Origin of the sequence: Olsenella uli, assembly GCF_901212655.1 — a bacterium.
GTDB classification, from domain to species: domain Bacteria; phylum Actinomycetota; class Coriobacteriia; order Coriobacteriales; family Atopobiaceae; genus Parolsenella; species Parolsenella uli_A.
The window spans coordinates 85,162-111,472 of sequence record NZ_CAAKON010000053.1; the positions used below are offsets into that span (position 1 = coordinate 85,162).

The 26,311-nt window shown below is 67.4% G+C and carries 23 protein-coding genes and 1 pseudogene; 17 read left to right on the forward strand and 7 right to left on the reverse strand.

Annotated features, from left to right (window positions below; genetic code table 11):
* Window positions 1-157: 157 nt before the first annotated feature.
* The 7 genes and pseudogenes from truA to EFAMC2_RS10080 all read left to right on the forward strand — a co-directional run bounded on the left by truA (window position 158) and on the right by EFAMC2_RS10080 (window position 8,319).
* Window positions 158-1,005 (forward strand): annotated as a pseudogene (gene truA / locus EFAMC2_RS10585) (tRNA pseudouridine(38-40) synthase TruA).
* A 41-nt stretch (window positions 1,006-1,046) separates the two neighbouring features.
* Window positions 1,047-1,808 carry a hypothetical protein gene (locus tag EFAMC2_RS10055; RefSeq protein ID WP_154029038.1) on the forward strand — a complete coding sequence of 254 codons (762 nt, stop codon included), beginning with the start codon at window positions 1,047-1,049 and terminating at the stop codon, window positions 1,806-1,808.
* Window positions 1,809-2,022: 214 nt separating this feature from the next.
* Window positions 2,023-3,102: a glycosyltransferase family 2 protein gene (locus EFAMC2_RS10060; RefSeq protein ID WP_261980259.1), complete on the forward strand. Its 1,080-nt coding sequence runs from the start codon at window positions 2,023-2,025 to the stop codon at window positions 3,100-3,102.
* Between the two features lie 254 nt (window positions 3,103-3,356).
* Window positions 3,357-4,418: an N-acetyl-gamma-glutamyl-phosphate reductase gene (gene argC / locus EFAMC2_RS10065; protein ID WP_154029039.1), complete on the forward strand. Its 1,062-nt coding sequence runs from the start codon at window positions 3,357-3,359 to the stop codon at window positions 4,416-4,418.
* A gap of 116 nt (window positions 4,419-4,534) precedes the next feature.
* Entirely contained in the window at window positions 4,535-5,815 is a 1,281-nt protein-coding gene (argJ, locus tag EFAMC2_RS10070; protein ID WP_154029040.1) for a bifunctional glutamate N-acetyltransferase/amino-acid acetyltransferase ArgJ, read from the forward strand.
* Between the two features lie 217 nt (window positions 5,816-6,032).
* A complete protein-coding gene (gene argB, locus EFAMC2_RS10075; RefSeq protein ID WP_154029041.1) occupies window positions 6,033-6,986 on the forward strand; it encodes an acetylglutamate kinase in 954 nt (317 codons plus the stop codon).
* 73 nt (window positions 6,987-7,059) lie between these two features.
* A complete protein-coding gene (locus tag EFAMC2_RS10080) occupies window positions 7,060-8,319 on the forward strand; it encodes an aspartate aminotransferase family protein (RefSeq protein WP_154029042.1) in 1,260 nt (419 codons plus the stop codon).
* Window positions 8,320-8,374: 55 nt separating this feature from the next.
* Here the strand turns inward: EFAMC2_RS10080 and EFAMC2_RS10085 are convergent, their stop codons facing one another.
* Both EFAMC2_RS10085 and asnS read right to left on the reverse strand, forming a co-directional pair.
* The gene (locus tag EFAMC2_RS10085) at window positions 8,375-9,343 is read right to left on the reverse strand and encodes a helix-turn-helix domain-containing protein (protein WP_154029043.1); all 969 of its coding nucleotides are present in this window, start codon (window positions 9,341-9,343) and stop codon (window positions 8,375-8,377) included.
* Between the two features lie 442 nt (window positions 9,344-9,785).
* Complete coding sequence (gene asnS / locus EFAMC2_RS10090) at window positions 9,786-11,189, reverse strand: asparagine--tRNA ligase (RefSeq protein ID WP_154029044.1); 1,404 nt, start codon at window positions 11,187-11,189, stop codon at window positions 9,786-9,788.
* 109 nt (window positions 11,190-11,298) lie between these two features.
* Between asnS and EFAMC2_RS10095 the strand changes: the two genes are divergently transcribed.
* Window positions 11,299-11,550: a hypothetical protein gene (locus EFAMC2_RS10095; RefSeq protein ID WP_154029045.1), complete on the forward strand. Its 252-nt coding sequence runs from the start codon at window positions 11,299-11,301 to the stop codon at window positions 11,548-11,550.
* A gap of 105 nt (window positions 11,551-11,655) precedes the next feature.
* On the opposite strand, the gene EFAMC2_RS10100 is transcribed toward EFAMC2_RS10095, so the two are convergent.
* The 4 genes from EFAMC2_RS10100 to EFAMC2_RS10115 all read right to left on the reverse strand — a co-directional run bounded on the left by EFAMC2_RS10100 (window position 11,656) and on the right by EFAMC2_RS10115 (window position 15,452).
* On the reverse strand, window positions 11,656-12,231 hold the full coding sequence (locus tag EFAMC2_RS10100; RefSeq protein ID WP_187325280.1) for a TetR/AcrR family transcriptional regulator: 576 nt from the start codon (window positions 12,229-12,231) through the stop codon (window positions 11,656-11,658).
* Window positions 12,232-12,238: 7 nt separating this feature from the next.
* Window positions 12,239-13,831 carry a LarC family nickel insertion protein gene (gene larC, locus EFAMC2_RS10105; protein WP_154029047.1) on the reverse strand — a complete coding sequence of 531 codons (1,593 nt, stop codon included), beginning with the start codon at window positions 13,829-13,831 and terminating at the stop codon, window positions 12,239-12,241.
* Window positions 13,832-13,925: 94 nt separating this feature from the next.
* The gene (larB, locus tag EFAMC2_RS10110) at window positions 13,926-14,684 is read right to left on the reverse strand and encodes a nickel pincer cofactor biosynthesis protein LarB (protein ID WP_154029048.1); all 759 of its coding nucleotides are present in this window, start codon (window positions 14,682-14,684) and stop codon (window positions 13,926-13,928) included.
* Entirely contained in the window at window positions 14,685-15,452 is a 768-nt protein-coding gene (locus EFAMC2_RS10115) for a TIGR00268 family protein (protein WP_154029049.1), read from the reverse strand.
* A 235-nt stretch (window positions 15,453-15,687) separates the two neighbouring features.
* On the opposite strand from EFAMC2_RS10115, the gene EFAMC2_RS10120 reads away from it, so the two are divergent.
* The 7 genes from EFAMC2_RS10120 to EFAMC2_RS10150 all read left to right on the forward strand — a co-directional run bounded on the left by EFAMC2_RS10120 (window position 15,688) and on the right by EFAMC2_RS10150 (window position 22,708).
* Complete coding sequence (locus EFAMC2_RS10120) at window positions 15,688-16,569, forward strand: class I SAM-dependent methyltransferase (RefSeq protein WP_222838595.1); 882 nt, start codon at window positions 15,688-15,690, stop codon at window positions 16,567-16,569.
* A gap of 10 nt (window positions 16,570-16,579) precedes the next feature.
* Window positions 16,580-17,395 (forward strand): class I SAM-dependent methyltransferase, encoded by an 816-nt coding sequence (locus tag EFAMC2_RS10125; protein ID WP_154029050.1) that lies wholly within the window; start codon window positions 16,580-16,582, stop codon window positions 17,393-17,395.
* Window positions 17,392-18,336, forward strand: coding sequence for an ABC transporter permease (locus tag EFAMC2_RS10130; protein WP_154029051.1), 945 nt, complete (start codon window positions 17,392-17,394; stop codon window positions 18,334-18,336). Before EFAMC2_RS10125 ends, EFAMC2_RS10130 begins: the two co-directional genes overlap by 4 nt.
* Window positions 18,333-19,271: an ABC transporter permease gene (locus EFAMC2_RS10135; protein WP_222838596.1), complete on the forward strand. Its 939-nt coding sequence runs from the start codon at window positions 18,333-18,335 to the stop codon at window positions 19,269-19,271. The genes EFAMC2_RS10130 and EFAMC2_RS10135 overlap by 4 nt, the downstream gene beginning before the upstream one ends.
* Before the next feature lie 121 nt (window positions 19,272-19,392).
* Window positions 19,393-20,988 (forward strand): ABC transporter substrate-binding protein, encoded by a 1,596-nt coding sequence (locus tag EFAMC2_RS10140; protein WP_154029052.1) that lies wholly within the window; start codon window positions 19,393-19,395, stop codon window positions 20,986-20,988.
* An 8-nt stretch (window positions 20,989-20,996) separates the two neighbouring features.
* Window positions 20,997-21,794 (forward strand): ABC transporter ATP-binding protein, encoded by a 798-nt coding sequence (locus EFAMC2_RS10145; RefSeq protein WP_154029053.1) that lies wholly within the window; start codon window positions 20,997-20,999, stop codon window positions 21,792-21,794.
* A complete protein-coding gene (locus EFAMC2_RS10150) occupies window positions 21,791-22,708 on the forward strand; it encodes an ABC transporter ATP-binding protein (protein ID WP_154029054.1) in 918 nt (305 codons plus the stop codon). Before EFAMC2_RS10145 ends, EFAMC2_RS10150 begins: the two co-directional genes overlap by 4 nt.
* Window positions 22,709-22,734: 26 nt before the next feature.
* Here EFAMC2_RS10150 and EFAMC2_RS10155 read toward each other — a convergent pair whose 3' ends face one another.
* Window positions 22,735-23,079: a hypothetical protein gene (locus EFAMC2_RS10155; RefSeq protein ID WP_154029055.1), complete on the reverse strand. Its 345-nt coding sequence runs from the start codon at window positions 23,077-23,079 to the stop codon at window positions 22,735-22,737.
* Between the two features lie 155 nt (window positions 23,080-23,234).
* Between EFAMC2_RS10155 and EFAMC2_RS10160 the strand changes: the two genes are divergently transcribed.
* Both EFAMC2_RS10160 and EFAMC2_RS10165 read left to right on the forward strand, forming a co-directional pair.
* Entirely contained in the window at window positions 23,235-24,566 is a 1,332-nt protein-coding gene (locus EFAMC2_RS10160) for an ABC transporter substrate-binding protein (RefSeq protein WP_187325281.1), read from the forward strand.
* Window positions 24,567-24,937: 371 nt separating this feature from the next.
* Window positions 24,938-25,843 (forward strand): EamA family transporter, encoded by a 906-nt coding sequence (locus EFAMC2_RS10165; protein WP_261980260.1) that lies wholly within the window; start codon window positions 24,938-24,940, stop codon window positions 25,841-25,843.
* Window positions 25,844-26,311 lie beyond the last annotated feature (468 nt).

Sequence of the window (26,311 nt, forward strand, 5' to 3'; positions counted from 1 at the left end):
TCATCGCCGGATGATGCAAAGTGGATGGCTGGCTTGGCGTGGAGACGGGAAAATGGATCAAACGGGATGGCAAGCTTAGTGGGACTGGCTTAGTGGGGCTAACTCATGCCGGGTCAGCCCGTTTGGCGATTGAGAAGGGAACACGATGACCGAGCCAATGACGCACACGCCGCCCGAGCGCCCGTCCATCGACGAGCGCGCCCAGGACCCCGCCACGCTTGCGGGGACGCTTGTGCTCGAGCTTGGCTACCGCGGGGCCGAGTTTGCCGGCTTTGCCGCGCAGCCCGGCCAGCGCACGGTGGCGGGAGAGACCACGAGGGCGCTCGAGACACTGCTGCGCAGACCTGTCGAGCTCACCTGTGCCGGCAGGACCGACGCGGGCGTCCATGCCCTCTCCCAGTACGTGAGCGTGCCCGTCTCAGACGAGGAGCTTGCACTGCCGGCTCGCAGGCTCAGTCGTGGCCTTGCCGCCCTCACGCCGGACGACATCTCGCCCCGGCGCCTGCTGCGTGCGCCCAAGGGCTTCTCCGCCCGCTTCGACGCGCGCTCTCGCAGCTATCGTTATCGCTTCGTGGCGGGGGGGCGCGGCCCGTGCTCGCCTGGGACCACGCGTGGTGGCTGAGGAACCCCCTGGACGTGGACGCCATGCGCGAGGGCGCCGCCTACCTGGTGGGCGAGCATGACTTCAAGAGCTTCTGCAAGGCCACCTCGGCCGTGGGCAGGCCCACGTGGCGCTGCATCATGGGCCTCGACGTCATGGAGGAGGCAGAGTGCGGTGAGCGCGTCATCTGCATTGACGTGGTGGGCAACGCCTTCCTGCATTCCATGGTGCGCACCATTGCGGGCACGCTTGCTGAGGTGGGACGCGGCCGGCGCAGCCCTGCCTGGGTGGGGGAGGCTCTTGCCGCCTGCGACCGCATGGCCGCCGGTCCCTGCGCGCCCGCGAAGGGCCTGACGTTTGTGGGGGTAGACTATCCCGAAGGTTTGCTGAGCGCCTGGGGGTAGGCGGCGAGCGGGTATGTGCCTGCGTGAGCGAGGAGGCCATCATGTACGAGCGTCCTGACGTGCCGAAGGGTGGCAAGTACACCAACGTCATCGCCGTGACGGTGCTCGTGGTGATAGCGATCGCCGTCTTCGTGCTCGTGGCCACCCTCTGGCGCCTCGCCAACGAGAACACGGCGTTGGGCGACAAGGACCTGGCCACGGCCGTCTCCGCCGCCACCCCAACCACCGAGACGCAGGTGCAGCTCGGCAGCGACATTGGCTACGTGCCCTCGGGCGACACGCTCACGACGGTGCTCTTCGTGGTGACGCCGGACAACAGCACCGGCAAGCTCTCCTCGCTCTACTTGGCCGTGCTCAACGAGACACAGGGCACCTCCACGCTCGTGCAGATTCCCGCGGACGCCCGCCTCAGGTCCGACTCGGCCACGAGCTCGCTGGCGGCCATCTACGCGAGCAATGGCAGCGCGACCCTTGCCTCCACGCTCGCGAGCGAGTGCGGCGTCCCGGTCTCTCACCTCGCGGTGATGGTCGAGAGCGGCTGGAACGCCTTCATGACGGTGGCCTCGCAGGGCACCTCCGCCCTGGCGAGCAAGGCCACCGAGCTGGCGGGCGGCATCACCAAGAGCGACATGGACACCGTCACCCTGCTAGACCTCGCCAAGCGCGCGGTGAGCGCTGGGCTCTCAAGTGACTCGATGGCTGTGGTGAACACCACCGACGAGACCGACCCGAATGGCGCCTCCTACAAGGAGATGCTCCCGAGCGACATCGCCATCCTCGCCGGTGCGCTGCGCCAGCGGTAGCCCCCCGCAAGGCGCCCCTTCCGCACAAGGCGCCCCTCCACATGGCCGCCACCCGCCTGCGCGCCCGATTGGCGCAAAGGCGAGTGGCGGTGTCTCATTTGCGCAGATTAACTGGACGCATGCGGGCAAGCGCGGCGCTCAGGGGCGCCGATGGTAGTCTCTCGAACGTGGGCACGCTGATCAGGGATGCCCTGTCCGTTCGAAGGGTGGCTCGATGAAGCGCAAGATGAAGAGGACGCCAAAGGTTTCGGTCATCATTCCGGCCTATAACGTTGATCGCTTCATCGGTCGCGCCATCGAGAGCCTGCAGAACCAGACCCTTGGGGACTTCGAGCTTCTCATCGTCGACGATGGCTCCACGGACCGCACCGGCCAGGTGGCCGACCGCATGGCCGAGCGAGACATTCGCATCGACGTCATCCACACCAAGAACCGGGGCGCCGCCGCGGCACGCAACACCGCGCTCGACCGCGCGCAGGGCGAGTACGTGCATTTCGTCGACGGCGACGACTGGGTTGAGCCGGCCATGCTGGCAGACCTCGTGTCCCTTGCGGACGAGCACGACCTAGACCTCGTCATCGCCGGCTTCTACATCGAGACCTACTACGGCAAGGGCGACCAGCACACCAGCGAGCTCAAGAACCAGCCCTCGCAGGTCTTTGCCACGCGCGAGGAGTTCCGCTCTGCCGCCTGGCGTCTGTTCGACACCAACCTGCTGTACACGCCGTGGAACAAGCTCATTCGCCGCTCCTACATCGAGAAGTGCCACGTGCGCTTCAAGCCCACGTTCTGGGACGACTTCCCCTTTGTGCTCGACCTCGTGCGCGATATCGAGCGCGTTGCCGTGACGGACCGGGCCTACTACCACTTCATCCGCCTGCGCGCGGAGAGCGAGACCAGCAAGTGGCGCCCCAACATGTACGAGAAGCGCGAGGAGGAGCACGGCTGGATGCTCGACCTCTATGAGCACTGGGGCCTGGCAGGGGATCCGCTCAGCGCCGAGATGATTCAGCGCCGCTACATCGAGCGCCTCGTGGGGTGCATCGAGAACCTGTGCGAGCCCAGCTGCACCCTTACGGGTGCCGAGAAGCGTGCGCTGGCCGAGCAGATGATCAATAGCGAGCGCACACAGCTGGCGCTCTCGGTGGCGAGGCCGAAGTCTCGGATGATGGAGCTCATGCTCATGCCCATCCGCGCCAAGAACGCGGCGCTCGCGCTTGCCGAGGGGCAGCTTATTTCGTTCGTGAAGCGCCACAACACGAAGCTCTTCGCCACGCTCAAGGCCAATCGCTAGGGTCGCGTCCGCGCCGGGCGGAAGTGCCTGCGCGTCGCGGCCGGATGCTCGAGGCCGGTTGCTTGGGCTATATTCACGACACGTTACTAGATTATGCATAAACGTGAATCAAACATGTTAAAATATACATAGTTACGGAAACATAATCGTGCGCTCAATCCCCAGAGGGCTATAATGGCGGTCTCAAACGTAGAGACTCGGACGTGCGGGGCCACTCGCGGCTTCTCGCGCGCCTGCAAGATGGGGAGAGGCGCATGTCTATCAAGGTTGGCGTAATTGGCGCTGCCGGCTATGCCGGAGCGGAGCTCGTACGGCTGCTCACGCAGCATCCGAAGTTCGACCTGGAGGTCATCACCTCCAATTCAGATGCGGGCACCGCGCTCTCCGAGGTCTATCCCGCCTTTGCCGGAGCGTCTGACCTCGTGTTCACCACGCACGACGACCCTGCGGTCAAGAGCTGCGAGCTCGTCTTTTTGGCGGTGCCGCATACCGCGGCCCTCGCCCAGGTGCCCGGTCTGTTCGATGCCGGCGTGACGGTGGTTGACCTCTCTGCCGACTACCGCCTCTCCGACCCGGCCGTCTACGAGCGCTGGTACGGCGCCACCCATACCTCGCCCGACCTGCTCAAGATCCGCGCCTTTGGCCTGCCGGAGCTCTTTGCCGAGGACCTCGAGCGAGCCTGTGAGCTCCACGCTGCCGGCAAGCCGGCCCTCGTTGCCTGTGCCGGCTGCTATCCCACGGCCACCTCGCTCGCGTCTGCCCCGGCGATTCGCGCTGGCTGGACGCACGGAATGGTTGTGGTGGACGCCAAGAGCGGTGTGACGGGTGCCGGCAAGGGCTGCAACGCCAAGACGCACTTCTGCAACGCCGATGAGGACGTGCAGGCCTACAAGGTGGGCTGCCACCGTCACACGCCCGAGATCGAGCAGATCCTGGGCAAGCAGGGCGAGCTCGTCTTCACGCCACACCTCATTCCCATGAAGCGCGGCCTGCTTTCCACCGTTTACCTGCAGCTGACCGACGAGGCTGCGGGCATGACCGTGGAGGACATGCTCATGTGCTACAAGGACCTGTACGCGGGTCGTCCCTTCGTTCAGGTGCTGCCTGCCGGCGAGCAGCCGCACACCTCGAGCGTGGTGGGCACCAACGTGTGCCAGGTGGGCCTCGCCAAGAACGAGCGCACCAACACCCTGATTGCCACCGGCGCCATCGACAACCTTTGCAAGGGTGCCGCCGGCCAGGGCATTCAGTGCGCGAACCTCGTCTTTGGCCTGGACGAGACCTGCGGCCTGCCGCGTGTGGGCATGCCGGTCTAGAGAATGCGTGGGGTCGGCCATGCCGTCGCGTCGGGGAGGGCCCAGGCGACGGGACGGCTGGACCCCTGGAATTGATGCAGGCGGTCCGCCGGGCCGCCTCCCTGCAAGGAGAGCGAATGAACGAAAACAACCCCAAGCTCACGGTGCTGCCCGAGGGCGGCGTTGCGAGCGCGGCCGGCGTGTATGCGGGTGGCATCCACGCCGGGTTCCGCAAGAACCCCCAGCGCCTCGATCTCGCGCTGGTTGAGTTCGACGAGCCGGTGAGCGCCGCGGGCGTCTTCACCACCAACAAGTTCTGCGCGGCTCCCGTGACCGTCTCGCGCGAGCACCTGGGCGAGGGCCGTTGCGCCAAGGTCCGCGCCGTCGTCATCAACTCCGGCAACGCCAATGCCGCCACGGGTGACGAGGGCCTCGAGAGCGCGGAGCAGTCCTGCAAGCTCGTCGCGAACGAGATCGGGTGCAGCCCCCGCGAGGTGCTTGTGGCCTCCACGGGCGTCATCGGCCAGCTGCTGGACGTGGCGCCGTTCGAGACCGGCGTGCCGGCGCTGCACGAGAAGATCGCCGCGGCCGCGGACGAGGCCGCGCGCCAGGCCGGCGGACACGACGCGGCGCGTGCCATCATGACCACCGACACGCATCCCAAGGAGCGCGCGGTCTCCTACGAGGCCACGGGCGCGCTGGCGGGCCACACCGTCACCGTGGGCGGCATGGTGAAGGGTTCCGGCATGATCATGCCGAACATGGCCACCATGATCTGCGTCATCACCACCGACGCCCCCGTGACGCCCGAGACCCTGCACGAGATTCTGCTGGGCACGGCACGGGTGACCTTCAACAAGGTGACGGTGGACTCCGACACCTCCACGAACGACACGTGCATCGCGCTGGCCACCGGCGCTGCCGCGCCAGGGGTGCCTGCCATCGAGGCCGGCACGCCCGAGGCCGCCGAGCTGGCCCGCGCCTTCCGTGAGGTCTGCCAGCACCTCGCCCGCGAGATCGCGGCCGACGGCGAGGGCGCGAGCCGCCTCGTGACCGTGACCGTTGCCGGCGCCGCCAGCGACGGGGACGCCGACACCGCGGCACGTGCCGTGGCGAACTCCCCGCTGGTCAAGACCGCGATTTACGGCCACGACTGCAACTGGGGCCGCATCGCCATGGCGCTTGGCAAGTGCGGCGTGCCGTTCGACCAGCGCGACGTGGACATCGACATCATGGGCATGCCCGTCTGCCGCGATGGCCTTACCGTGCCCTTCGACGAGGACGAGGCTCTGCGCCGGTTCGACGAGCCCGAGATCACCATCTGGGCAGACCTCGGCGCCGGCACCTGCGAGACCACGGTGTGGACGTGCGACCTGACGCACGAGTACGTGAAGATCAACGGCGAGTACCGCACGTAGGCTTCTGGGCCCCACGGGCTCTCGGGCCTTCCCAGGCCCTCGCTGAGGGTGGACCCAGCCCTGCGCTCGGTTCCGTCCCCTGGCATCCCATGTGGAGTGCGCCCCGCCGTGCGCGCTGGTGCGCGGTTTCCGACCCGTTGGCCCTGCACGGGGCGAGGGGTGGGCCGGGGTGTTGATCTGGCGGCTTGATTTGGCAGCTAATTTGAACGGATGAGGCATGAAATTCGCAACTGAAACGTACGGGCGCGCCAAGCTGCCCGATGAGCGGGCGGGCCAGGTACTGTTCGAGGCCCTTCCGTGGATCAAGAACATCACGGGCAAGACCGTCGTCATCAAGTACGGCGGCTCTGCCATGGAGAGCGCCCCGCTGCGCGCCGATGTCATGAGCGACATCGTGCTGCTCAAGATCCTCGGCGTGAACGTGGTCATCGTCCACGGCGGCGGCAAGGCCATCAACCGCGCCTTCGATCGTTTGAACTTCCCCGTGGAATTCAAGGACGGCCAGCGCGTCACTACGCCCGAGGCCATGGACGTCGTGCGCCAGGTGCTCGTGGGCGAGGTCAACCAAGACCTCGTGGCCAGCATCAACCGCCATGGCAACCTCGCCGTGGGCGTCTCTGGCGCCGACGCCGGCACGCTCATGTGCTCCACGCTTGACCCGGACCTGGGCCGCGTGGGCAAGATTGACCAGGTCAACACCGGCTACCTCGAGAATCTCATGCGCATGGACTACATTCCCGTGGTGGCCACGGTGGGCATCGACGAGGATGGCGGCTACTACAACGTCAACGCCGACGTCGCGGCCGGCCACGTGGCGGCGGCCATCGGCGCGCACAAGGTCATCTACCTCACGGACGTCGATGGCGTCTACCTCGACTTCTCCGACAAGGACACGCTCATCTCGAACATGAGCCTGCGCGAGATGGAGGACATGCTGGCCTCTGGCACCGTCGACAAGGGCATGATTCCCAAGCTCGAGAGCTGCTGCTATGCCCTGCGTGCCGGCGTGTTCCGCAGCCACGTCATCAATGGCAAGATTCCGCACTCGCTGCTGCTCGAGCTCCTCACCGACAAGGGCGTGGGCACCACGATGCACTCCACCGACGAGGCCCTCGAGTACGACGCGCACCCGCTCGGCACGCTCGCCAGCCGCCTCGCCGTCAACAACTAACCGCCCGCGACTGAGTCAAACGGGATGGCACCCCTTCGGGGTGGGTGACTCATCCGGATAGAAAGGAGCCTCAATGTCGTACGACGAGGCCAAGAAGCTTGACGACACCTACGTGATGCACACCTTTGGCCGCTCGCCGGTCGAGTTCATCGGCGGCAAGGGGATGTACCTCACGGACAGCACCGGCCGCGAGTACCTGGACTTCCTCGCCGGCATCGCCGTGAACTGCTTGGGCTACAACAACCCCAAGCTCAACGAGGCTGTCATTGGCCAGGCGGAACGCCTGCTGCACGTCTCCAACTACTTCCAGATCGAGCACCGCGGCGAGGTTGCGCGCAGGCTCTCGCAGCTCGCGAACGCCGGTGCGGGCGAGCCTGCCGCCGCCTCCCCGGACGAGCCCCAGGTCTGGCGCACATTCTTTGGCAACTCCGGCGCCGAGGCCAACGAGTGCGCCATCAAGCTCGCCCGCCTCTGGGCCAAGCGTGGCGGCAACGGCGGCTACGACGTCGTCTGCCTCAACAAGAGCTTCCACGGCCGCACGATGGAGACCATCGCTGCCACCATGCAGGGTTGGGCGCAGGACCCCTTCAAGCCGCTGCCTGGCGGCTTCGTGGCCATCGACGCCAACGATGTCGAGGCACTGCGCCAGGTCTTTGCCGACCGCGGCTCCAACATCTGCGCCGTGATGCTCGAGCCCATCCAGGGCGAGAGCGGCGTGCACCCCATGACGGCCGAGTTCATGGCCGAGGTGCGCAGGCTCACGAGCGAGCACGGCGCCCTCATGATCTGCGACGAGGTGCAGTGCGGCATATTCCGCACGGGCTACGCACTGGGCTTCCAGGCCTACAACGTGGTGCCGGACGTCTTCACCCTGGCCAAGTCCATCGCCGGCGGCATCCCCATGGGCGCCTGCGTTGCCAAGGCGGAGGTCTCCGAGGCCTTCAAGCCGGGCGACCACGGCTCCACCTTTGGTGGCGGCCCGCTTGCCTGCGCGGCGGCCGAGCGCGTGCTCGCCGAGCTCATGGAGGGCACTGCGCCCGAGGGCGAGGTGGGTGCCGGCTACCTGGCGCACGTGCGCGAGGTGGGGGCCTACCTGGCCGAGAAGCTTGAGGGGCTGCCGCAGGTCACCGAGGTGCGCGGTGCCGGCCTCATGCTGGGCGCGGAGCTTGCCGAGGGCCTGCCCGACGCTCACGACCTTGTGAGCAAGGCGCTCGAGGCGGGCTATGTCATCAACGCCACCGGCCCCACCACGCTGCGCTTCCTGCCGCCGCTGGTGTGCACCAAGGCCGACGTGGACAAGTTCGTCGCCGGCCTCGCCGAGGTGCTGGCGTAAGGATGTCGGCCCGCACGGATGGGCCTGCCCCTGCGGCCCGTCGCTTTGCCGGCTGCTACAGCCCGCGGCGGTATTCGCTCGGTAGCAGGCCCGTCTCGCGGCGGAACAGCTCGGAGAAGCGGCTCACGCAGGTATAGCCCACGGCATGCGAGATGAGTTCGATCGAGAGGCTCGGCTGGTGCAGCATCTGCTCGGCCTGGCTGATGCGCCGGCGCTGGATGTACTGGGTGAGGGTGCAGCCCGTGACGGCCTTGAAGCACTCCTTGAACTTCGTGGGGCTCATGCCGGCCACGCGCGCAAGGTCGGGGACCTTGAGGATGCGGGTGTAGTGGTCGTCGATGTACGCAGAGATGCCAAAGATGCGCTCGCGGTCCTCGGCGGTGACGGCACGTGTCTCGCGGGGCGGCAGCGCGCGGGTGCGGTTCACGATGAGGCGCAGGGCGTCAAAGACCTGCTTCTCGTAGTGGGCGGCGTCGTAGTCGGAGGAGTCGGGCCGGGGCCAGAGGCGGCGCAGGAGGTTTCGCATCTCGGGGAACTCACCGTCGTCGGAGAGCGAGGAGAAGGCGTCGCGCAGGTTCTTGAACTCGCCCGGGTACTCGCGGTCCAGGAAGGCGCGCGAGGCCTCGGGTGACATCTCGATGGAGATGGAACGAACGGGCACGCCCTCGTGCACCAGGCCACGCCAGCCGCCGGCGCCGCTGAAGATACCCCAGACGCTCTTGGCGCGGAGCTTGCGGTACGGCGTGAACTCCTCGCCCGAGACCGACTCGTACCAGGAGATGGAGAGGTGGTCCGGCTGGTCGAACTCGAGCAGGACGTCCTCGATGGGCGTGAAGTCGCGCACGGTGATGGACCAGTCACGCGTGGGGGCACAAAGGTGAATCGAACCCACCGTCTGGCCGCTGTCGGAGCGGTACGAGCGCCAGAGGCTGCCGTAGCCCATGGGGTTCTCGGCCGGCTCGTAATCGGTCTTGTCGAGCGTGGCGGCGTGGATGCCTACGCCAATGAAGTCCTCGTTGCCCATGGGTCCCCCTGTGCTTGCGCGATGGCGCTGCGCTGCTTTTCGTGCTCTCAGACAAATGTCGCATAGCCGATGCCTTACCTCGTGCGTCACGAGATTTGGTCGGAATCGCTATGCGAGATCGTCTGACATTCCTGTCTGGTTGTGACGCTGTGCAGCAATGTTAGCGTTTGATCGTCTTAGACTGCCATCATACACGCATCAGTTAACCATAGCTATCTTCTTTGCGAAATCAGGGATGTTCGCAACCGGTTCGATATGCCGATTCACCGCTGGTGCGACAAAAGCGACGCGGCACCTGCCGGGTGGCGGGCGCCGCGTGAGTCGTGTGGGATATGGTGCCGGGTTGCATGGGGTCGGGCTGGGCGGATCGGGGAGGATTGGTCCGTGGGAGACGTGAGGCCGGAGAATCGAGCGCCCCGTACCGGACTATGCCACGGGCGGCCTAGAAGTCGCAGCTGCCCACGGTGCGCGGGTGCGGCAGGACGTCGCGGATGTTGCCCACACCTGTGAGGTACATCACGAGGCGCTCGAAGCCAAGGCCAAAGCCCGCGTGCTTGCAGGAGCCGTAGCGGCGCAGGTCAAGGTAGTACTTGTACTGGCTCTCGTCCATGCCCAGTTCCTCGATGCGGCGCTTGAGCACGTCCAGGCGCTCCTCGCGCTGGGAGCCACCGATGATCTCGCCGATGCCCGGCACGAGGCAGTCGGCTGCGGCCACGGTCTTGCCGTCGTCGTTCAGGCGCATGTAGAAGGCCTTGATTTCGGTGGGGTAGTCCGTCACGAAGGTGGGCAGCTTGAAGTGCTGCTCGGTGAGGAAACGCTCGTGCTCGGTCTGCAGGTCGATGCCCCAGCTCACGGGGTAGTCGAACTCGTGGCCGGCGGCAACCGCGTCCTCCAAGATCTCCACGGCCTCGGTGTAGGTTACGCGGGCAAAGTCGCTCGATGCCACGTGCTCGAGGCGTGCGAGCAGGCCCTTGTCCACAAACTTGTTGAGCATGGCGAGCTCGTCGGGGCAGCGCTCCATAACGTCGCGGATAACCGAGCGCAGCATGGCCTCGGCAAGCTCCATGTCGTCCTCGAGGTCTGCGAAGGCAATCTCGGGCTCGACCATCCAGAACTCTGCGGCGTGACGCGTGGTGTTGGAGTTCTCGGCGCGGAAGGTGGGGCCAAAGGTGTAGACGTCGCCAAAGGCCATGGCAAAGTTCTCGGCGTTGAGCTGGCCGGACACGGTGAGCGACGCGGGCTTGCCAAAGAAGTCCTGCGTGTAGTCAACGGCGCCGTCGTCGTTCAGGGGCACGTGGGCGAGGTCGAGCGAGGTGACGCGGAACATCTCGCCGGCGCCCTCGCAGTCGCTCGCGGTGATGATGGGCGTGTTCACGTAGCAGAAGCCACGGTCCTGGAAGAAGCGGTGGATGGCCGCGGCAGCCTCCGAGCGCACGCGGAACACGGCGCGGAACAGGTTCGTGCGCGGGCGCAGGTGCTGCTGGGTGCGGAGGAACTCCACCGTGGTGCGCTTCTTCTGGAGCGGGTAGTCCGGGGCGCTCGTGCCTTCCACCTCGATGGACTCGGCGGTGAGCTCGAAGGGCTGCTTGGCCTCGGGGGTGAGCTTGAGGGTGCCCGTGCAGACGAGGGCCGCCGAGACGTTCTGGTGCGCGATCTCGTCGTAGTTGGCGAGGCCCTCGCGGTTCATGACCACCTGGAGGTCCTTGAAGCAGCTGCCGTCGTTGAGGGTGACGAAGCCAAATATCTTCATGTCGCGCACGGAGCGAACCCAGCCGGCAACGGTGATGTGCTGGCCGGCGAGCTCCTCGGCGTCTGCGTAGAGCTGTGCGATCTTGGTTCGGTCCATGGGCATCTCCTCGCTTATGGTGTTTGTCCCGCGGTAGATGATAGCAGCGCGCCGAGCGCCCGCCCCGGCCGGGCTATGCTGCCGTGACGAACGAGACGAGAGGGGGCGCATGGCGAATGGACGGCTCGAGGGTGGTGTCGTGACGGGTGACGCGCTTGCAAGGCTTGAGCCGACGGGGGAGCTCGCTGGTGGCATCAGGCTGGTGGCCACGGACCTGGACGGCACCCTGCTCGCGGGCTACCGCAAGGACGTGCCGCCCGAGGCGTGGCCCGCCATCGAGCGCGTCTGCGACCGTGGGCACTCTTCCTTGCGGCGAGTGGCCGGCAGTACGCGGGCCTCCGCCACCAGTTCGTTCCGCTGACAGACCGCAACGGCTACGTGTGCGAGAACGGCGCGCTGGTGATGGTGGACGGCGAGCCGGTGGTGCGCCACTCCATCGACCGAGGGCTCGCACAAGGGCTCGGCCCTACGCCGGAGGCTCGTCCCCAAAGACGGGCAGGATGGCGCGCAGGTAGTCCTTCGCAAGGTCGTGCGGGGCGGCGGCAAAGCCCGTCCACGCCCACCAGCGCACCATTCCCACGAAGCTCGCGGCGATGTGGTGCAAAAGGAACGTGCGGTTCATCTGTGCCGCCGGCCCCGTGGGATGCTCCGGCACGGCCTCGTCGGCCCGCTTCACGATCTCGTGGCGCAGACAGTCCGCGAACTTCTCGGACCCCTCACCCGCCACGAGCGCGCGCACGCCGTTCTCGCGCTCCCGTAGGTGGCAGAGCACGTGCTCCGTCATGGAGATCGGGTCGCTCTTGCCCACGAAGTCATGGTGGTGCTCGGGGTTCGTGGGGTTGAGGGCATGGTTGCAGATGCTGCGGATCTGGTGGGCAAGCAGGTCCTCCTTGCCGTGGAAGTGGGCGTAGAAGGTGGCCCGACCCACGCCCGTGCGGTCCAGGATGTCCTGGACGGTCACGTCGGAGAAGCCTCGCTCTGCGATGAGCTCGACGAAGGCCTGCTGGATTGCGCGTCTGGTCCGCTCCTTGCGCTTGTCCATGGGGCTCCTAGCTCGGGTTGTCGGCCGAGGCGCTGGCCGGATCCGTTGCGTCCACGCCTGTCGCGTCGGCCGCGGCCGCAGCGACCGTGCCGTTCGCGCGTTTCGTATCCGCCGCGCTCGCTGCATCCGTGCCATCTGTAGGGGCCCCATCCGCGGCTGCCTGCGTGGCGCGGAAGACGTCCTGGAACGAGGCGCCCGTGCGTTCGTGGGCCGCCACCACGCTGTCGTACTCGGGATAGGCGCGCTCGGAGCCGTCCGGCATGGTAACCACCTTGGTGGTCACGACACCAAAGCGGGTCTCGGCCACGCCCGCGTGGCGCGGCAGGCCATCGCGGCGCATCGCGAGGCTGCGGATGCCGATGGTCGTGGTGTTCTCAAAGATGAGGCGCTCGAGTTCGGCCACCTTATCCGCGTCGCAGACCACCTCAAGCTGAAAACCCGGGCGACCCTTCTTCATGATGACGGGCACGGCATGGGCCTCGCGTGCGCCAGCGGCCATGAGCAGGGCGATGGTGTGGCCCAGCGCCTCGCCGGTGCAGTCGTCGAGATCGGTCTCGAGCTTGGTGACGGTGCGGGCGGCCTCGGTGGGGAAGGGGAGGGCGTAGCTCGCTGCGCCGGGCTCGCTGGCGGTCGCGCGCGTCTCGGCCGAGGCGGCGGGCCCGTCCGGCGCCTCGGCCCGCGGCGCGCTCCCCCCGCCGCCCGCGGCGGTTACCTCAACGAGCTGTGCGCGCAAGAGGCCCGAACACCCCACGTACGGGCGCTTGCCCGCTCCGTAGCCGCAGGCGACGATGCGGTAGCGCGCTGGCAGCTCCGTGGCCGTGCGTAGCGCCGCCACGGTAGCCGCCCCCGTGGGGGTCACGAGTTCGCCGTGGACTGGGGCCGGCACGAGCTCGATGTCCGCCGCCTGGCAGAGGTTCACCACGGCCGGAACCGGTACGGGCATGATGCCGTGGGCGCAGCGGATGGTGCCGTGGCCCTCGGCCAGGCTGGGCACGATGACGTCCGTGATGCCGAGGTCGTCCAGGCAGATGGCGATGGAGCAGATGTCCACGATGGAGTCCGTGGCGCCCACCTCGTGGAAGTGGACGGTCTCGGGCGTGGCGGCGTGCGCCTTGGCCTCGGCCTCAGCCAGCTTGCCAAAGATGGCGAGGGCGAGCTGCTTGGCGCGCTCCGTAAGCCGGGAGGCGCCGATGATGGCCGTGACGTCTGCGAGCGAGCGGTGGGCGTGGTGATGGTGGTGGCCATGCGAGTGGTCGTGCCCATGGCAATGCTCGTGCGGTCCGTGAGCGTGAGCCTCGTCATCGTGGTGTTCCGCGTGGTCGTGGCTGTGCACGTGCTCGCCTGCCTCGTCCACCCCATAGAGCCAGGCCATGTCGTGGTCGTGGTTCTCATGCGCGGCGTCCAGGCGCACGTCGAAGTCACAGGCGGCGAGCCCGCTCTTCATGACGCGACTCACGGCAACCTTGAACTCGCCTGCCACCGGCAGCGTGGCTAGCGCGGCGCGCAGTCGCTCCTCGCTGGCGCCCAGGTCCAGAAGCGCGGCAACCGTCATGTCGCCGCTGATGCCAGACGAGCAATCAAGAAACAGGGTCTTACCCATGGCGTTTGCTCCTTATGGGTTTGGGGACAGCCTCCTTTTCGACTTTGCTGAAAACGGCAGTATTCAGCAAAGTCGAAAAGGAAGCTGTCGCCACCTACACATGGTTGATGAGGCTGGCCTGGTAGCCGGCGCCAAAGCCGTTGTCGATGTTGACGACGCTTACGCCGCTTGCGCACGAGTTGAGCATCGAGAGCAGCGCGGCCACGCCGCCCAGGTTCGCGCCGTAGCCAACGCTCGTGGGAACGGCGATGACCGGGCAGCTCACCAGGCCGCCGATGACGCTCGCGAGCGCGCCCTCCATGCCCGCCACCGCGATGACGACGCGTGCCGCCGCGAGTTGCTCGGCGTGCGCGAGCAGACGGTGCAGCCCCGCCACGCCCACGTCCACCACGCGTTCCACGCGGTTGCCGAGGAACTCGGCCGTGAGCGCGGCCTCCTCGGCCACGGGCAGGTCGCTCGTGCCGGCGCAGGCCACCACGATGGTGCCCGCACCGGTGGGCTCGGGCATGCCGCCTGCCACGAGCAGGCACGCGTCCTCGTGATACTCGAGCCCAATTCCCGAGGTCACGAGCTCGGCCGCGCACCGCGCCTTCTCTGCCGAGACGCGCGTGGCCAGCACGTGCGCCTGGCCCGCACCCTCGAGCGCGTCGATGATGCCGGCAATCTGCTCGGCCGTCTTGCCCTCGCCGTAGATGACCTCGCCTGCGCCCTGGCGCACGCCGCGCGCGAGGTCAAGCTCCGCGAAGCCCACGTTGGCGACGGGCGCGGCCTGAATGCGCGCGAGCGCCGAGGTTGGCGCGACCTCGCCCGCGGCAACGCGCGCAAGCAGCTCCTCGAGCTCTCGCTTGTCCATCTAGCGGCCCTCGTGTGCGGCGGTACCGTCGGATGCCGCGGGGGCGCCGGCCATCGCGGTGCCGCTTGCCACTGCAGCCTCCTCGGCTCGCGCACGCTCCGCGGCGGCCTTCTCGCGCGCGAGCGCCGCTGCCTCTGCCGGCCTCGGCTCGATGTTGCCGTCCGTGCGCACGCGCTCCGCGGCGTCCGGGTGGCTCTCCATGAACTTTGCCACGGTCTTGCGCAGCGACTCGGGCGTGATGTGCTCGTTCTTCTCAAAGTAGGCGCCATAGCACGCGTAGCTGGGCTTATTTGCGGTGGGCAGGCCTAGCTTGGCGGAGTTCTCGCGCACCATGTCCTTGGTGAGGCCCGCGGCGCGCAGGGGGCTCACCACACCCAGCTCGTGGATGGCGCGAAATCCCGGGCGGCGGTCCTCGCGGTCGGACGCGTTGGTGCCGTCGAGCAGCACGGTGCGCCCGTCTTTGCGCATGTGCTCGAGGATGGTGCCAAACACCATGGACTTGCAGTGGTAGCAGCGGTTCCATGGGTTGGCACGCAGGTCGTCGTGGCCGTCCCAGATGTTGATGGGGATGATCTGCTGCTCGGCGCCAAGCATCTTGGCCACGCTCACGGAGTCGTCCGTGTCGCGCGTGATCTGCAGGTCGTCGAGGATGGTGTAGGCCTTGACGTCGTAGCCCTCGCGCAGCAGCTCCGCGAGCAGGTAGCACGAGTCGACGCCGCCGGAGTAGGCGAGCCCGTAGCGGACGTTTTTGTCGAGGTCAAAGTGCATGTGAGCCTCCTGGTCACGGCGGGGTGCGCGCCCCCTCGCTGGCGACGGCGGCCGTCGTCTGGCCGCGTGTCGCCCGGGCGTGCCCGAGGGGCCCGATGTCCCCGCCTCGGTTTTCGGCGGTCATTCTAACAAGTGCCGGATGCGATTTCAGAACAGTATGTATTATTTGTTCGAGAATCACGAATCCGGGGCCTCGTTCGTGACACAATACCGACCCGTTGTGGGGAGGACGGACATGCGGGCAACGATGACGGTCGCACGCGAGGTCGAGCTGGGCACGGGGGCCCGACCCGGGACATGCGGGGGCGGGGAGGTCTTCGGCCCCGTCTATGGCGAGCGGGCCCCCGGTCTCGGCGCGGACGTCGCTCCGGCGGAGGCCGGCGGCGAGTCGCGCGAATCCACCCGCGAGGTCAAGGGCGAGGTCGTGTCCTACTGGACGGGCCGCGTGGAGGGCTTCTCCCGGCTGCGGGTCAGGGAGTTCGAGGGCGAGCTGCACCTGCGCTGGCTCGCCGAGCTCGAGCGCCGCCTGCCCGCGTGCCGGGTCCTGCGCATCCTCGACGTGGGGTGCGGCACCGGGTTCTTCTCCCTCCTGCTCTCCTCCCGCGGCCATGTCCTCACGGGCATCGACCTGACGCCTGGCATGGTCGCGGAGGCGCGCCGCCTGTCCGAGCGTCTCTCGATCCCCGCCTCCTTCGAGGTCATGGATGCCGAGGCGCCCGACTTTCCCGCGGCGTCGTTCGACGCGATTGTGACGCGCAACCTCACCTGGAGCCTCCCGCACCTCGGTGCGGCCTACGCCGCCTGGCACGCCCTGCTCGTCCCTGGCGGCGTCCTCGTCAACTTCGACGCGGACTACTGCCGCGAGAACGGTGGCGGGCCGCTGCCGGCCGTGGGCGCGCACCGCGACCTCTCCGTGGAGACGATGCGGGCCTACGAGCGCATCAAGGACGAGCTACGCCCCTCCCAGCGCCCGCGCCCGGCGTGGGACCTCGAGCTCCTGAGCCAGGCGGGCTTCACGGATGTCGGCGTCGACGGGGGCGTGTGGCGTCGCGTCTATCGTGAGCGCGACGAGTTCTTCAATCCGACGCCGATCTTTGCGATTACGGCGCGGGCCTAGGGGGGTGGCCATGGCCGAACAGACCGTCTCGACCTCCTCGTTCGCGAGGAGGAACGCCGCCTACTGGACCGGACGGGCCGAGGGCTACTCGGACGTCAACCGCGAGGAGCTCGACGGGTCGCAGCGGCGCGTGTGGGCCTCCTGGATCGACGGGCGCATCCGCGAGCGCCTCGGCCCCAGGGCGAGGGGGTCGCTGCGCGTGCTCGATGCCGGCACGGGCCCGGGGTTCTTCGCCATCATCCTCGCCGAGCTCGGCTACCGGGTCTGGGCGGTGGACTACACCGACGCGATGCTCGATCAGGCCCGCGCGAACGAGGCCCGCGCGAACGGGGCGCTCGAGCCGGGACGCATCGTCTTTCGCCGCGCCGACGTCGCCCGCACGGGCCTCGCCTCCGGCGGCTTTGACGTCATCGTGTCGCGCAACGTGACCTGGGACCTCCCCGACCCGGCCGCCGCCTACGCCGAGTGGGAGCGTCTGCTCGCCCCCGGCGGCCTGCTGCTCAACTTCGACGCCGCCTGGTACCGCTACCTCTACGACGGCGGCGCCGCCGCGCGCAGGCGGCGCGACCGCGACAACGTGCGGCGCACGGGCGTCGCCGACGACACGGCCGGCACCGACGTCGACGAGATGGAGGCCATCGCCCGACTCACCCCGCTCTCCCGCCTCGAGCGCCCCGCGTGGGACCTCGACGAGCTTGCCCGCCTCGGCCTCGACGCCGTCGCCGACGAGCGAGCGTGGGAGACGCTGTGGACCGAGTGCGAGCGCGTCAACAACGCCTCCACACCCCTGTTCATGATCGAGGCCAGGAAGGGAGGCCGTCCGTGAGGCGCTACGTCATCCGCAGGCTCGCCCAGCTCGTCCCCATCCTGCTCGTGATCACGTTCCTGTCCTTCGCGATGATGAGGCTCGCGGGTAGCGACGCGGTGCTCCAGAAGATGGAGAACACGGGCATGGCGCTCAGCCCCGACGCGATTGAGAGGGCCCGCGCCGAGCTCGGCCTCGACCGGCCGTTCGTGGTCCAGTACGTCATGTGGCTCGCGAACCTCCTGCACGGCGACATGGGGGTGAGCTACGTCACGGGCAAGGAGGTGTTCTCGTCCTTCGTCTCGAAGCTGCCCGCGACCCTGCTGCTCGCGGTGGTCTCGATTGCCCTCACGGTGCTCATCTCGATACCGCTCGGCGTGCTGGCGGCCGTGCGCCAGAACCGCCTCACGGACTACCTTGTCCGCGCGGCGAGCTTCGTCGGCAACAGCATGCCGAACTTCTTCGTGGCGCTGCTGCTCATGTACGCCTTCGCGATTAGGCTCAAGGCGCTCCCCGTGATGTCGACGAGCGTGAGCCTCGCGGGCGTCGTCCTGCCGAGCCTCACGCTCGCGATCGCGATGTCGGCGAAGTACCTCAGGCAGGTGCGGGCGACGGTGCTCGACGAGCTCTCGCGCGACTACGTGGTGGGCGCCCGGGCGCGCGGGGTGAGGTTCGGGGTGACGCTCACCCGAAGCGTCCTGCGGGCCTGCCTCGTGACGATCGTCACCCTGCTCGTGCTCTCGGTGGGAAGCCTGCTTGGCGGCACGGCGATCGTGGAGTCGATCTTCATGTGGGACGGCGTCGGCAAGCTCGCGGTCGACGCGATCCAGATGCGCGACTACCCGATGATCCAGGCCTACGTGATGTGGATGGCGATCATCTACGTCGTGGCGAACCTGCTGTGCGACCTCTCGTATCGGCTCCTGGACCCGCGGATCCGCCTGGGAGGGGAGGAATCATGACGCTGAGGGAGCGCGGGGCGCGAGAGACGCGCATGGCGCAGGAGGCGCGCGCCCGGCCCGCCGGGCCGGGACGGGAGACGGGAGGGCGCCCCGTGACCGTGCGCGTCCAGCGCGTGCGCAGAGACCACGCGCGCCGGCGGCTCGTCGCGTTCGCACTGCTCGCGCTCGCCCTCGTGCTCGTGGCCGTCCTTGCGCGCCGGCTCTGCCCCTACGACCCCGATGCCCAGTCCTTCGATGGCCTGCTCCCGCCTGGCCCCGCGCACCTCGCCGGCACCGACCGCTACGGCCGCGACCTGCTCTCGCGCATCCTCGTGGGCCTGCAGACCAGCGTGCTCGCGACGCTCGCACTCGTGGCCATCATCACCGTCGTCGGTACGGCGGTGGGCGTGGTCTGCGGCTATGCGGGAGGGCTCGCGGACTCGGTCATGATGCGCGTGTCCGACGTCTGTCTGGCGTTCCCGGGGCTCGTGTTCGCCCTGGCCATCGCCGCCGTGCTCAATGGCGGCCTGCACAACGCCGTGCTCGCGCTCGCGGTCATCAGCTGGCCCAAGTACGCGCGCATCGCCCGCAGCCAGACGCTTGCGGTGGCGGGCGCGACCTACGTCGACGCGGCCCGGCTCGCCGGCGACACGCCCGTGCAGGTCATCGTCCGCCACGTTCTCCCCAACATCATGGGGCCGATCCTGGTCACGGCCATGCTCGACATCGGCACGATGATGATGGAGCTCGCGGGGCTGTCGTTCCTCGGCCTGGGCGCCCAGCCGCCGACGGCCGAGCTCGGCAACATGATGAGCTCGGGGCGCAGCATGCTGCAGACCTATCCCTGGGTCGTCATGGCCCCGGGCGTCGCGATCTTCGTTGCGGTCGCGATCTTCAACTTGCTCGGCGACGCGGTCCGCGACTACCTCGACCCCAGAAACGCGCTCGGGCGCTAGGGCCTGAGCCGGTGGCGTCAGCGCCGTGGGCGAGCGTCCCCGCCCCGCATTCCCGCGGGCGCATTCCGCACCTCGAACCCCCTAGACCATGCGGCCCCGGCCGCGAAAGGAGACCTGCACCATGACCACGACCCACACCGACTCCATCCTCTCGAGGCCCGTCACGCGCCGCGGCGCCCTTGCGGCGACGCTCGGCGTCGCCTCGTTCTTGCTCGCCGGGTGTGGCTCGAGCCAGGGCGGCTCGGCCGCCCAGACGGGCGGCGCATCGTCGTTCACGTTCGGTGACACGACGTTCAACTCGGAGAACGAGGAGCCTAACGTGAACCCGCACCAGACCTACGCTGGTTGGGCCTGCATGCGTTACGGCGTCGGCGAGACCCTCTTCAAGTACTCTGACTCGATGGAGATCGAGCCGTGGCTGGCCACCTCCTTCGAGAACGTCGACGAGCTCACATGGAAGGTGACGCTGCGCAACGGCGTGAAGTTCTCCTCCGGTCGCGCGATGGACGCCCAGGCCGTCAAGGACTGCCTCGACGGCCTCGTCGCTACCCACGATCGCGCGAAGGGCGACCTCGCCATCGCGGACATCGCGGTAGATGGCCAGACCCTCACGATCACGACGAGCGAGCCCAAGCCGACGCTGCTCAACTACCTGAGCGACCCCTACGGCTGCATCATAGACATGCAGGCCGGCGTCTCCGACGACGGCATCGTCGCCGGCACCGGTCCCTACGTCGTCGAGAGCCTCGAGACCGACAAGGAGCTCGACCTCAGGCGCAACGAAGACTACTGGGGAGGGGTGCCGGGCTTCGACAAGATCAAGGTCATCACGATCTCCGACGGCGACACCCTGACGATGTCGCTGCAGTCCGGCGAGATCGACGCGGCCTACGGCGTGCCCTACGCGAGCTACAACCTGTTCCAGGGCGACGGCTACACGTTCTCGAGCTGCGCCACGAGCCGCGCGTTCTTCTGCGAGATGAACTTCGACAGCCCGATCACGAGAGACCCGGCCGTCCGCAAGGCCATCGCCATGGGCATCGACAAGGAGGGGTTTGTGAACAAGCTGCTCGACGGCAACGGCTACGTCGCGAGCGGCGCCTACCCGGACAGCCTCCCGTTCGGCGGCAAGATCGAGGGCGCGAAGGACTACGACTCCGATGGCGCCTGCAAGGTGCTCGAGGACGCGGGCTGGGTCGTCGGCGATGACGGCATCCGTGCCAAGGACGGCACGAGGCTCCAGGTGCGCTGGCTCACCTACCCGAGCCGCCAGGAGCAGCCGCTGCTCGCCGAGTCGGCCCAGGCCACGCTCAAGGACATCGGCATCGACCTGCAGGTAAACAGCACCGCCGACCACAACACGATCCGCAAGGACCGCTCGGCCTGGGACGTGTACCAGAGCGCCATGGTGACGGCGCCCACCGGCGACCCCGAGTACTTCTTCACGACGCACTTCCTCGATAGCTCGTCGAACAACAACGGCCACTACCACAGCGACGAGATGGAGCGGCTCGCCGCGCAGCTCGCCGACGAGTTCGACACGAGCAAGCGTGCGGAGCTCGCGATCAAGATGCAGGAGGTCCTGCTCGCCGACGACGGCGCGATTTTCTGCTCCCACCTCAAGATGAGCATGATCTCTAAGGCCTCCGTCACGGGCCTCACGGCGCACCCGTGCGACTTCTACGAGGTCACCGCCGGCCTCAGGCCGAGCGCCTAGGGTCGGCCATGGAAGAGGTGCTGAGATACGACTCGGTCGAGGTCAGCTTCAACGGCGAGGCCGTCGTGCACGACGTGAGCTTCGGTGTCGCCGCCGGCGAGATTCTCGGCATCGTGGGGGAGTCCGGCAGTGGCAAGAGCACCCTGCTTAGGGCCGCGCTCGGCCTGCTCGGCGATACGGGGCTCGTGACGCGCGGTGACATCTGGTTTCGCGGGCGCGACTTGCCCGACCTGCCCGAGCGCGAGCTCTGCCGCATCAGGGGCGCGCAGATCGGCATGGTCTTCCAGGACGCGGGCGCCTCGCTGTGCCCGATCCGCACGATCGGCGACCAGATTGTCGAGGCCGTCCGGGCCCACGAGGGCGCGCGTGCGGGCGACGTCCGCACGCGGGCGCTCGACCTGTTCGCCAAGCTCGGCTTCAAGGACGGCGAGCGCGTCTGGGAGAGCTATCCCTTCGAGCTCTCGGGCGGCATGAACCAGCGGGCCGGCATTGCGATCGCGATGATGCCGTGCCCGGCGGTGCTGCTCGCCGACGAGCCCACGAGCGCGCTCGACGTCGCAGTCCAGCGGCAGGCGCTCGACGAGCTCGCTCGCCTGCGCGAGCTCTTCGGCACGGCGATCGTGCTCGTCACGCACGACATCGGGGTCGTCTCGGCCATGGCGGACACGGTCCTCGTCATGCGCGACGGCCGCGTCGTCGAGCGCGGGCCCGTGGAGCGGACCCTGCGCGAGCCTGCCGATCCCTACACGAGGGAGCTGCTCGCCGCCGTGCCGCGGCTGCGGCACCCGGAGGGGGAGGCGGCATGAGGGACGAGACGGCTGTGGGAACGGGCTTCGAGGGGGCGCTGACCGTGCGAGGACAGGCGTCGGCGGCCGCGCCGGCGGCCCCGCGCGCGCAGGCGACGGGCGCGCCGGACCCCGCGGAGGCACCCGACCCCCGCGCGGATGCGGGCGAGGACGCCGTTCTCGAGGCGAGGGAGCTCACGCGCGTCTTCAGGACGCCCGGCAAGCCGGACCTCGTGGCCGTCGACCGGGTGAGCCTCTCGCTCAGCGCGGGCGAGGCACTCGGAATCGTGGGCGAGTCCGGCAGCGGCAAGAGCACGCTCGCGCGCATGGTCACGGGGCTGCTCGAGCCCACGTCGGGGACGGTCCGCCTGTGCGGGCGCGACGTCACGCACACGCGCGGTCGCGAGCTGCGCGAGGCCTCGGCGACCATCCAGATGGTCTTCCAGAACCCCCAAGGCTCGTTCGACCCGCGCCAGACGCTCGGTGCGGGCATCGGCGAGAGCCTGCGGAACCGGGGCGTCACCGTCGGGGAGGTCCGTGCACGCGTGCGCGCCCTCCTCGAGCGCTGCGGCCTCGACGCCGGGTTTGCCGACCGGTACCCGCACGAGGTGAGCGGCGGCCAGTGCCAGCGGGCCGCCCTCGCCCGCGCCCTCGCGCCGTCCCCGCGCGTGCTCGTCCTCGACGAGGCGACGAGCGCGCTCGACGTGACCGTGCAGGCCCAGATCATGGACCTGCTCAGGGACCTCCGCGCCGGGGCGGACGGCCCGTCGTATCTGTTCATCTGCCACAACCTCGCGCTCGTGCAGTCGCTCTGCGACCACGTGCTCGTGATGCGGGCCGGTCGCGTGGTGGAGCGCGGGACGCCCGACGAGGTCATCTTCCATCCCTCGTCGGACTACGCGCGGAGGCTCGTCGACTCCGTGCTCCAGCCGTAGGCGCGCGGGGCGGGGCGCCCGCAGGCTCAGCGCCGCCCGCCCCTCCTGCGCAGGCCCCGCAGGATGAGCGCGTGGCACGCCGTCATGCAGACGGCCGTGCTGGCCCAGGCGAGCGGATACATGAGAGCCACGCCGTCGAGCGTGGGGCCGTGGGCCGTGAGCAGGGCGAGCAGCGCTGTGCGCAGCACAAACACGTTGACCATGATGATGGCCATGGGGGCGAGGGCGTGTCCGCGCCCGCGCAGCGAGGCGGCGTTTACCTCGAGGAAGGCATAGAGCCAGTAGAGCGGAAACGTGACGCGCGTGATCGCGCGCCCGGCCGCGATGGGGCCGCTCGTGAGGTCGCGTGGCATGGCCTTGCCTGAACTCATGAACATTCGTCTCATATCGTTCGATTACATCGCCCGCCTTGGTGGCCCAGGGGCAAACGGACGCCGCGCGGGATGTATCTGCCAAATCAGAACACTATCTACTATTTGTTCCATAAGTACCAAGAACCCCTCAGTTCTTCAGTAAGTGCCTCTCTATGAAGAAATCGAACGCTGCCCCTCCCGTGTCGCGCCGCGCGTTCATCGCGGGTGCCGGCGTCTTGGCCGCCCTGTCTGCAGCCGGCCTCGCGGGCTGCGGTGGATCGGGCTCGAACGCAGCTGCGACGGTCTCTTCGGTCGCTCCCAAGAAGCAGGTCACCATTGCCATGAGCACCGACAACGAGCCGGCCGCTGGCTTCGACCCGTGCATCAACTGGGGCTGCGGCGAGCACGTGCACGAGCCGCTCGTCCCCACGGGCTCCACGAAGAAGGACGGAGAGAACGAGTGCCCGGCCGGCAACGACGTGACCTGCAACCTTGAGGTGCGCCAGGCTATCAGCTACGGCATCGACCGCAAGGCGCTCATCGACAACGTGCTCAACGGCTATGGCTCCGAGGCCTACGGCGTGGGCGACGGCATGCCGTGGGCGAACCCCGACATGCGGTGCGAGACCGACCTCGGCAAGGCCGCCGGCCTGCTCGAGGCCGCCGGATGGGCGAAGGGCGCGGACGGTGTCTATGCCAAGGACGGCCGTGCCTGCGCCTTCGATCCCTACTATCCCTCGACCGACTCGGTGCGCCAGGCCATGGCCAACGAGTTCGCCAACCAGATGGGCAAGCTCGGCATCAAGGTCACCACGAAGGGCGGCAGCTGGGACGACCTGTACCCGCACGAGTTCTCCGACCCGATCATGTGGGGCTGGGGCTCCAACTCTCTCATCGATGATGACGCGGTGACTCATGCGGTCGAGGCGTTCAAGGACGCCGACGGCCTCGTACTGGGCACGCCGGTCTACTGGGCCAGCCCGACGGGCGAGATGGAGCTGTTCATGGACCACCTGTGGGGCAAGGCTAACCGCGAGCTGCTCGCGGGCAAGCCGTGTGCCGTGCTTGCCACGGCGCGCCGTGCGGGCACCACGTCGGTCATCGATGGCCTCGCCAAGTACCCCACGTTTGCCGAGATGCCGATCGTGAGCTTGTTCTACTGGCCCATGGTGCACGGCAACACGCCCGACGAGGTGCTACGCGACGAGGAAGGCGTGCAGATCATGCAGCAGATGGGCGCCAACATGGCGTGGATGCTCAAGTGCTTCGAGGCCGGTCGTGCGGCGGGCATCGAGGTGCCGGCCGCTCCTGCCAAGCGCAAGCGCACCAACTTCGTGCGTAAGGGTGCTGCACGTTGGCGATGCGCTTGGCCATTCGTGCGGTATGCGGTGCTGATTGCAGCGTGGAGCCTGCCAGGTTCAGCTGTGCCCGGCAGGCCCCGATCCCTGTGCTTATCTGCTCTTTTGTGCTTGGCAGCTATGGTGATTTGGGCCTGGCAAGCATGATGACAAGAACGCATGGGTGCATGTGCCATGGGCGCATGGCCTCGTCTTCTGGGTTCGGTAGCCTTGGTGGCCGGGATGCATGAATGCGTTCGTAGACTGTGACGGCTGGGGTATGCGGGCGTAAAGCTGGGGCAAATCGGGAGCAGCTTTTCATCTGATAACACTTTTGGGCGTGTTTGCGAAGTGACTCGCTCCTTGGCTCAGCAAAACCGCAGGTCATTGGAGTCCGAAGGTGCTATCGACTTCCTGCGAAGGCCCAAAAGCGTTGTCAGACGTCTATTTTACATATGGTTTTATGAACGAGGTCCAGGAACACTCTGTGACATGCTCCGTGGTAGGTTGTTTGCGGCAGGGTCTTTGGGGGGTACGTCGTGGACTTGTGGACCGTGGTGGCGTTTGGCTCGGCACTGTTCGCCGGCCTTACGGCGATACTGGCAAAGTGCGGCGTGCGCCATACCGACTCCGACGTAGCTACAGCGGTGCGTACCCTCGTGGTACTGGTGTTTTCGTGGGTGATGGTCGCCGTGGAGGGCACCGACGTTCCCGCGGCACTCGCCTCGATTTCGGGGCGTTCCTACGTGTTTCTCGCACTCTCCGGTCTCGCCACGGGTGCCTCGTGGATCTGCTACTTCAAGGCGCTGGCCACGGGAGACGTCAACAAGGTCGTGCCCATCGACAAGTCGAGTACGGTGCTCTCGGTGCTACTGGCCATTGTCTTGTTTGGCGAGACCGGCCATCTTGCAGTCAAGCTCGGGTCCACTGTCGCGATTCTCGTGGGCACACTCATGATGGTCGAACGACGTGGCGGCAGAGGTGCGCGTGGCGGCGCGGGCCTGCACGGTAGCGCGGGCTCACGCGCATGGCTCGCCTACGCCGTGGCATCGGCCGTCTTTGCGGCTCTCACCTCAATCTTGGCGAAGGTTGGCGTCGAGGGCATGGACTCCAACCTGGCGATGGCGTTGCGTACCTGCGTAGTGCTCGTGATGGCGTGGGCCGTCGTCGCAGTCAAGGGCAAGCTTGCCCAGGTACGCCGCATCAATAGCCGTGAGCTGGCATTTTTAGTGCTCTCGGGGTTGGCTACCGGTGCGTCATGGCTGTGCTACTACTATGCGATCCAGATGGGTCAGGTGAGCATAGTGGTGCAGATTGACAAGCTGTCCATTCTCGTGTCGGTCGCCTTCTCGTGGCTCGTGTTTGGCGAGCGCCTCTCGCGTGCGGCCGCTGCCGGGCTTGTGCTCATCGTCTGTGGAACCCTCTTCATGACCATCTGGACCTAATGCGTTGTCTGGATCTTATGGGGCGTCTGGACTTAATGAGGCAAAGCGAAGCGAAGCATATTAACGTGTGGCGGATACCTAGAACTCGAACGGGATACGAACCCAATGCGCTATCTAAGCGAGTGGGGGAAGGAGCCCACTACGCTATCTACCGGAAATCGTGAGATCTTGGCGAGACGTTTTCCCGAATAGGGCACTGCTATTTGTCTCGCGCGAGCGGCCTCGAGAGTACAAACGCCAGATAACCTTTTTTGTATAGAGGTCTTTGCGCCTTAAAATCTGTGCACAGTTCGGGAAAGCGTCGCGTTCGGGCGCCGTTTCGTTAGCACGTTGGTTGCGTAGGTGTGTTGTGACGTCCGGGGGAAGTATCTGAGATGCTCGGAAGAGCGTTTGGTATCCGGGTGAGCACGTGGCAACCCCCCCCAGCATCCGGGCGAACGCGTGGTGGTACCGTCAATGATCTTTCGC

Bases quoted from the DNA above. Each gene is read 5' to 3' on its own strand.
- EFAMC2_RS10155 (WP_154029055.1), bottom strand. From the start codon at position 23,079: ATGAGTTCAGGCAAGGCCATGCCACGCGACCTCACGAGCGGCCCCATC.
- larB (WP_154029048.1), bottom strand. From the start codon at position 14,684: ATGGACAAGCGAGAGCTCGAGGAGCTGCTTGCGCGCGTTGCCGCGGGC.
- EFAMC2_RS10120 (WP_222838595.1), top strand. From the start codon at position 15,688: ATGCGGGCAACGATGACGGTCGCACGCGAGGTCGAGCTGGGCACGGGG.
- asnS (WP_154029044.1), bottom strand. From the start codon at position 11,189: ATGGACCGAACCAAGATCGCACAGCTCTACGCAGACGCCGAGGAGCTC.
- EFAMC2_RS10085 (WP_154029043.1), bottom strand. From the start codon at position 9,343: ATGGGCAACGAGGACTTCATTGGCGTAGGCATCCACGCCGCCACGCTC.
- EFAMC2_RS10135 (WP_222838596.1), top strand. From the start codon at position 18,333: ATGACGCTGAGGGAGCGCGGGGCGCGAGAGACGCGCATGGCGCAGGAG.
- EFAMC2_RS10115 (WP_154029049.1), bottom strand. From the start codon at position 15,452: ATGCACTTTGACCTCGACAAAAACGTCCGCTACGGGCTCGCCTACTCC.
- EFAMC2_RS10080 (WP_154029042.1), top strand. From the start codon at position 7,060: ATGTCGTACGACGAGGCCAAGAAGCTTGACGACACCTACGTGATGCAC.
- EFAMC2_RS10140 (WP_154029052.1), top strand. From the start codon at position 19,393: ATGACCACGACCCACACCGACTCCATCCTCTCGAGGCCCGTCACGCGC.
- EFAMC2_RS10060 (WP_261980259.1), top strand. From the start codon at position 2,023: ATGAAGCGCAAGATGAAGAGGACGCCAAAGGTTTCGGTCATCATTCCG.
- EFAMC2_RS10160 (WP_187325281.1), top strand. From the start codon at position 23,235: ATGAAGAAATCGAACGCTGCCCCTCCCGTGTCGCGCCGCGCGTTCATC.
- argC (WP_154029039.1), top strand. From the start codon at position 3,357: ATGTCTATCAAGGTTGGCGTAATTGGCGCTGCCGGCTATGCCGGAGCG.
- argJ (WP_154029040.1), top strand. From the start codon at position 4,535: ATGAACGAAAACAACCCCAAGCTCACGGTGCTGCCCGAGGGCGGCGTT.
- EFAMC2_RS10145 (WP_154029053.1), top strand. From the start codon at position 20,997: ATGGAAGAGGTGCTGAGATACGACTCGGTCGAGGTCAGCTTCAACGGC.
- EFAMC2_RS10055 (WP_154029038.1), top strand. From the start codon at position 1,047: ATGTACGAGCGTCCTGACGTGCCGAAGGGTGGCAAGTACACCAACGTC.
- argB (WP_154029041.1), top strand. From the start codon at position 6,033: ATGAAATTCGCAACTGAAACGTACGGGCGCGCCAAGCTGCCCGATGAG.
- EFAMC2_RS10125 (WP_154029050.1), top strand. From the start codon at position 16,580: ATGGCCGAACAGACCGTCTCGACCTCCTCGTTCGCGAGGAGGAACGCC.
- larC (WP_154029047.1), bottom strand. From the start codon at position 13,831: ATGGGTAAGACCCTGTTTCTTGATTGCTCGTCTGGCATCAGCGGCGAC.
- EFAMC2_RS10095 (WP_154029045.1), top strand. From the start codon at position 11,299: ATGGCGAATGGACGGCTCGAGGGTGGTGTCGTGACGGGTGACGCGCTT.
- EFAMC2_RS10100 (WP_187325280.1), bottom strand. From the start codon at position 12,231: ATGGACAAGCGCAAGGAGCGGACCAGACGCGCAATCCAGCAGGCCTTC.
- EFAMC2_RS10150 (WP_154029054.1), top strand. From the start codon at position 21,791: ATGAGGGACGAGACGGCTGTGGGAACGGGCTTCGAGGGGGCGCTGACC.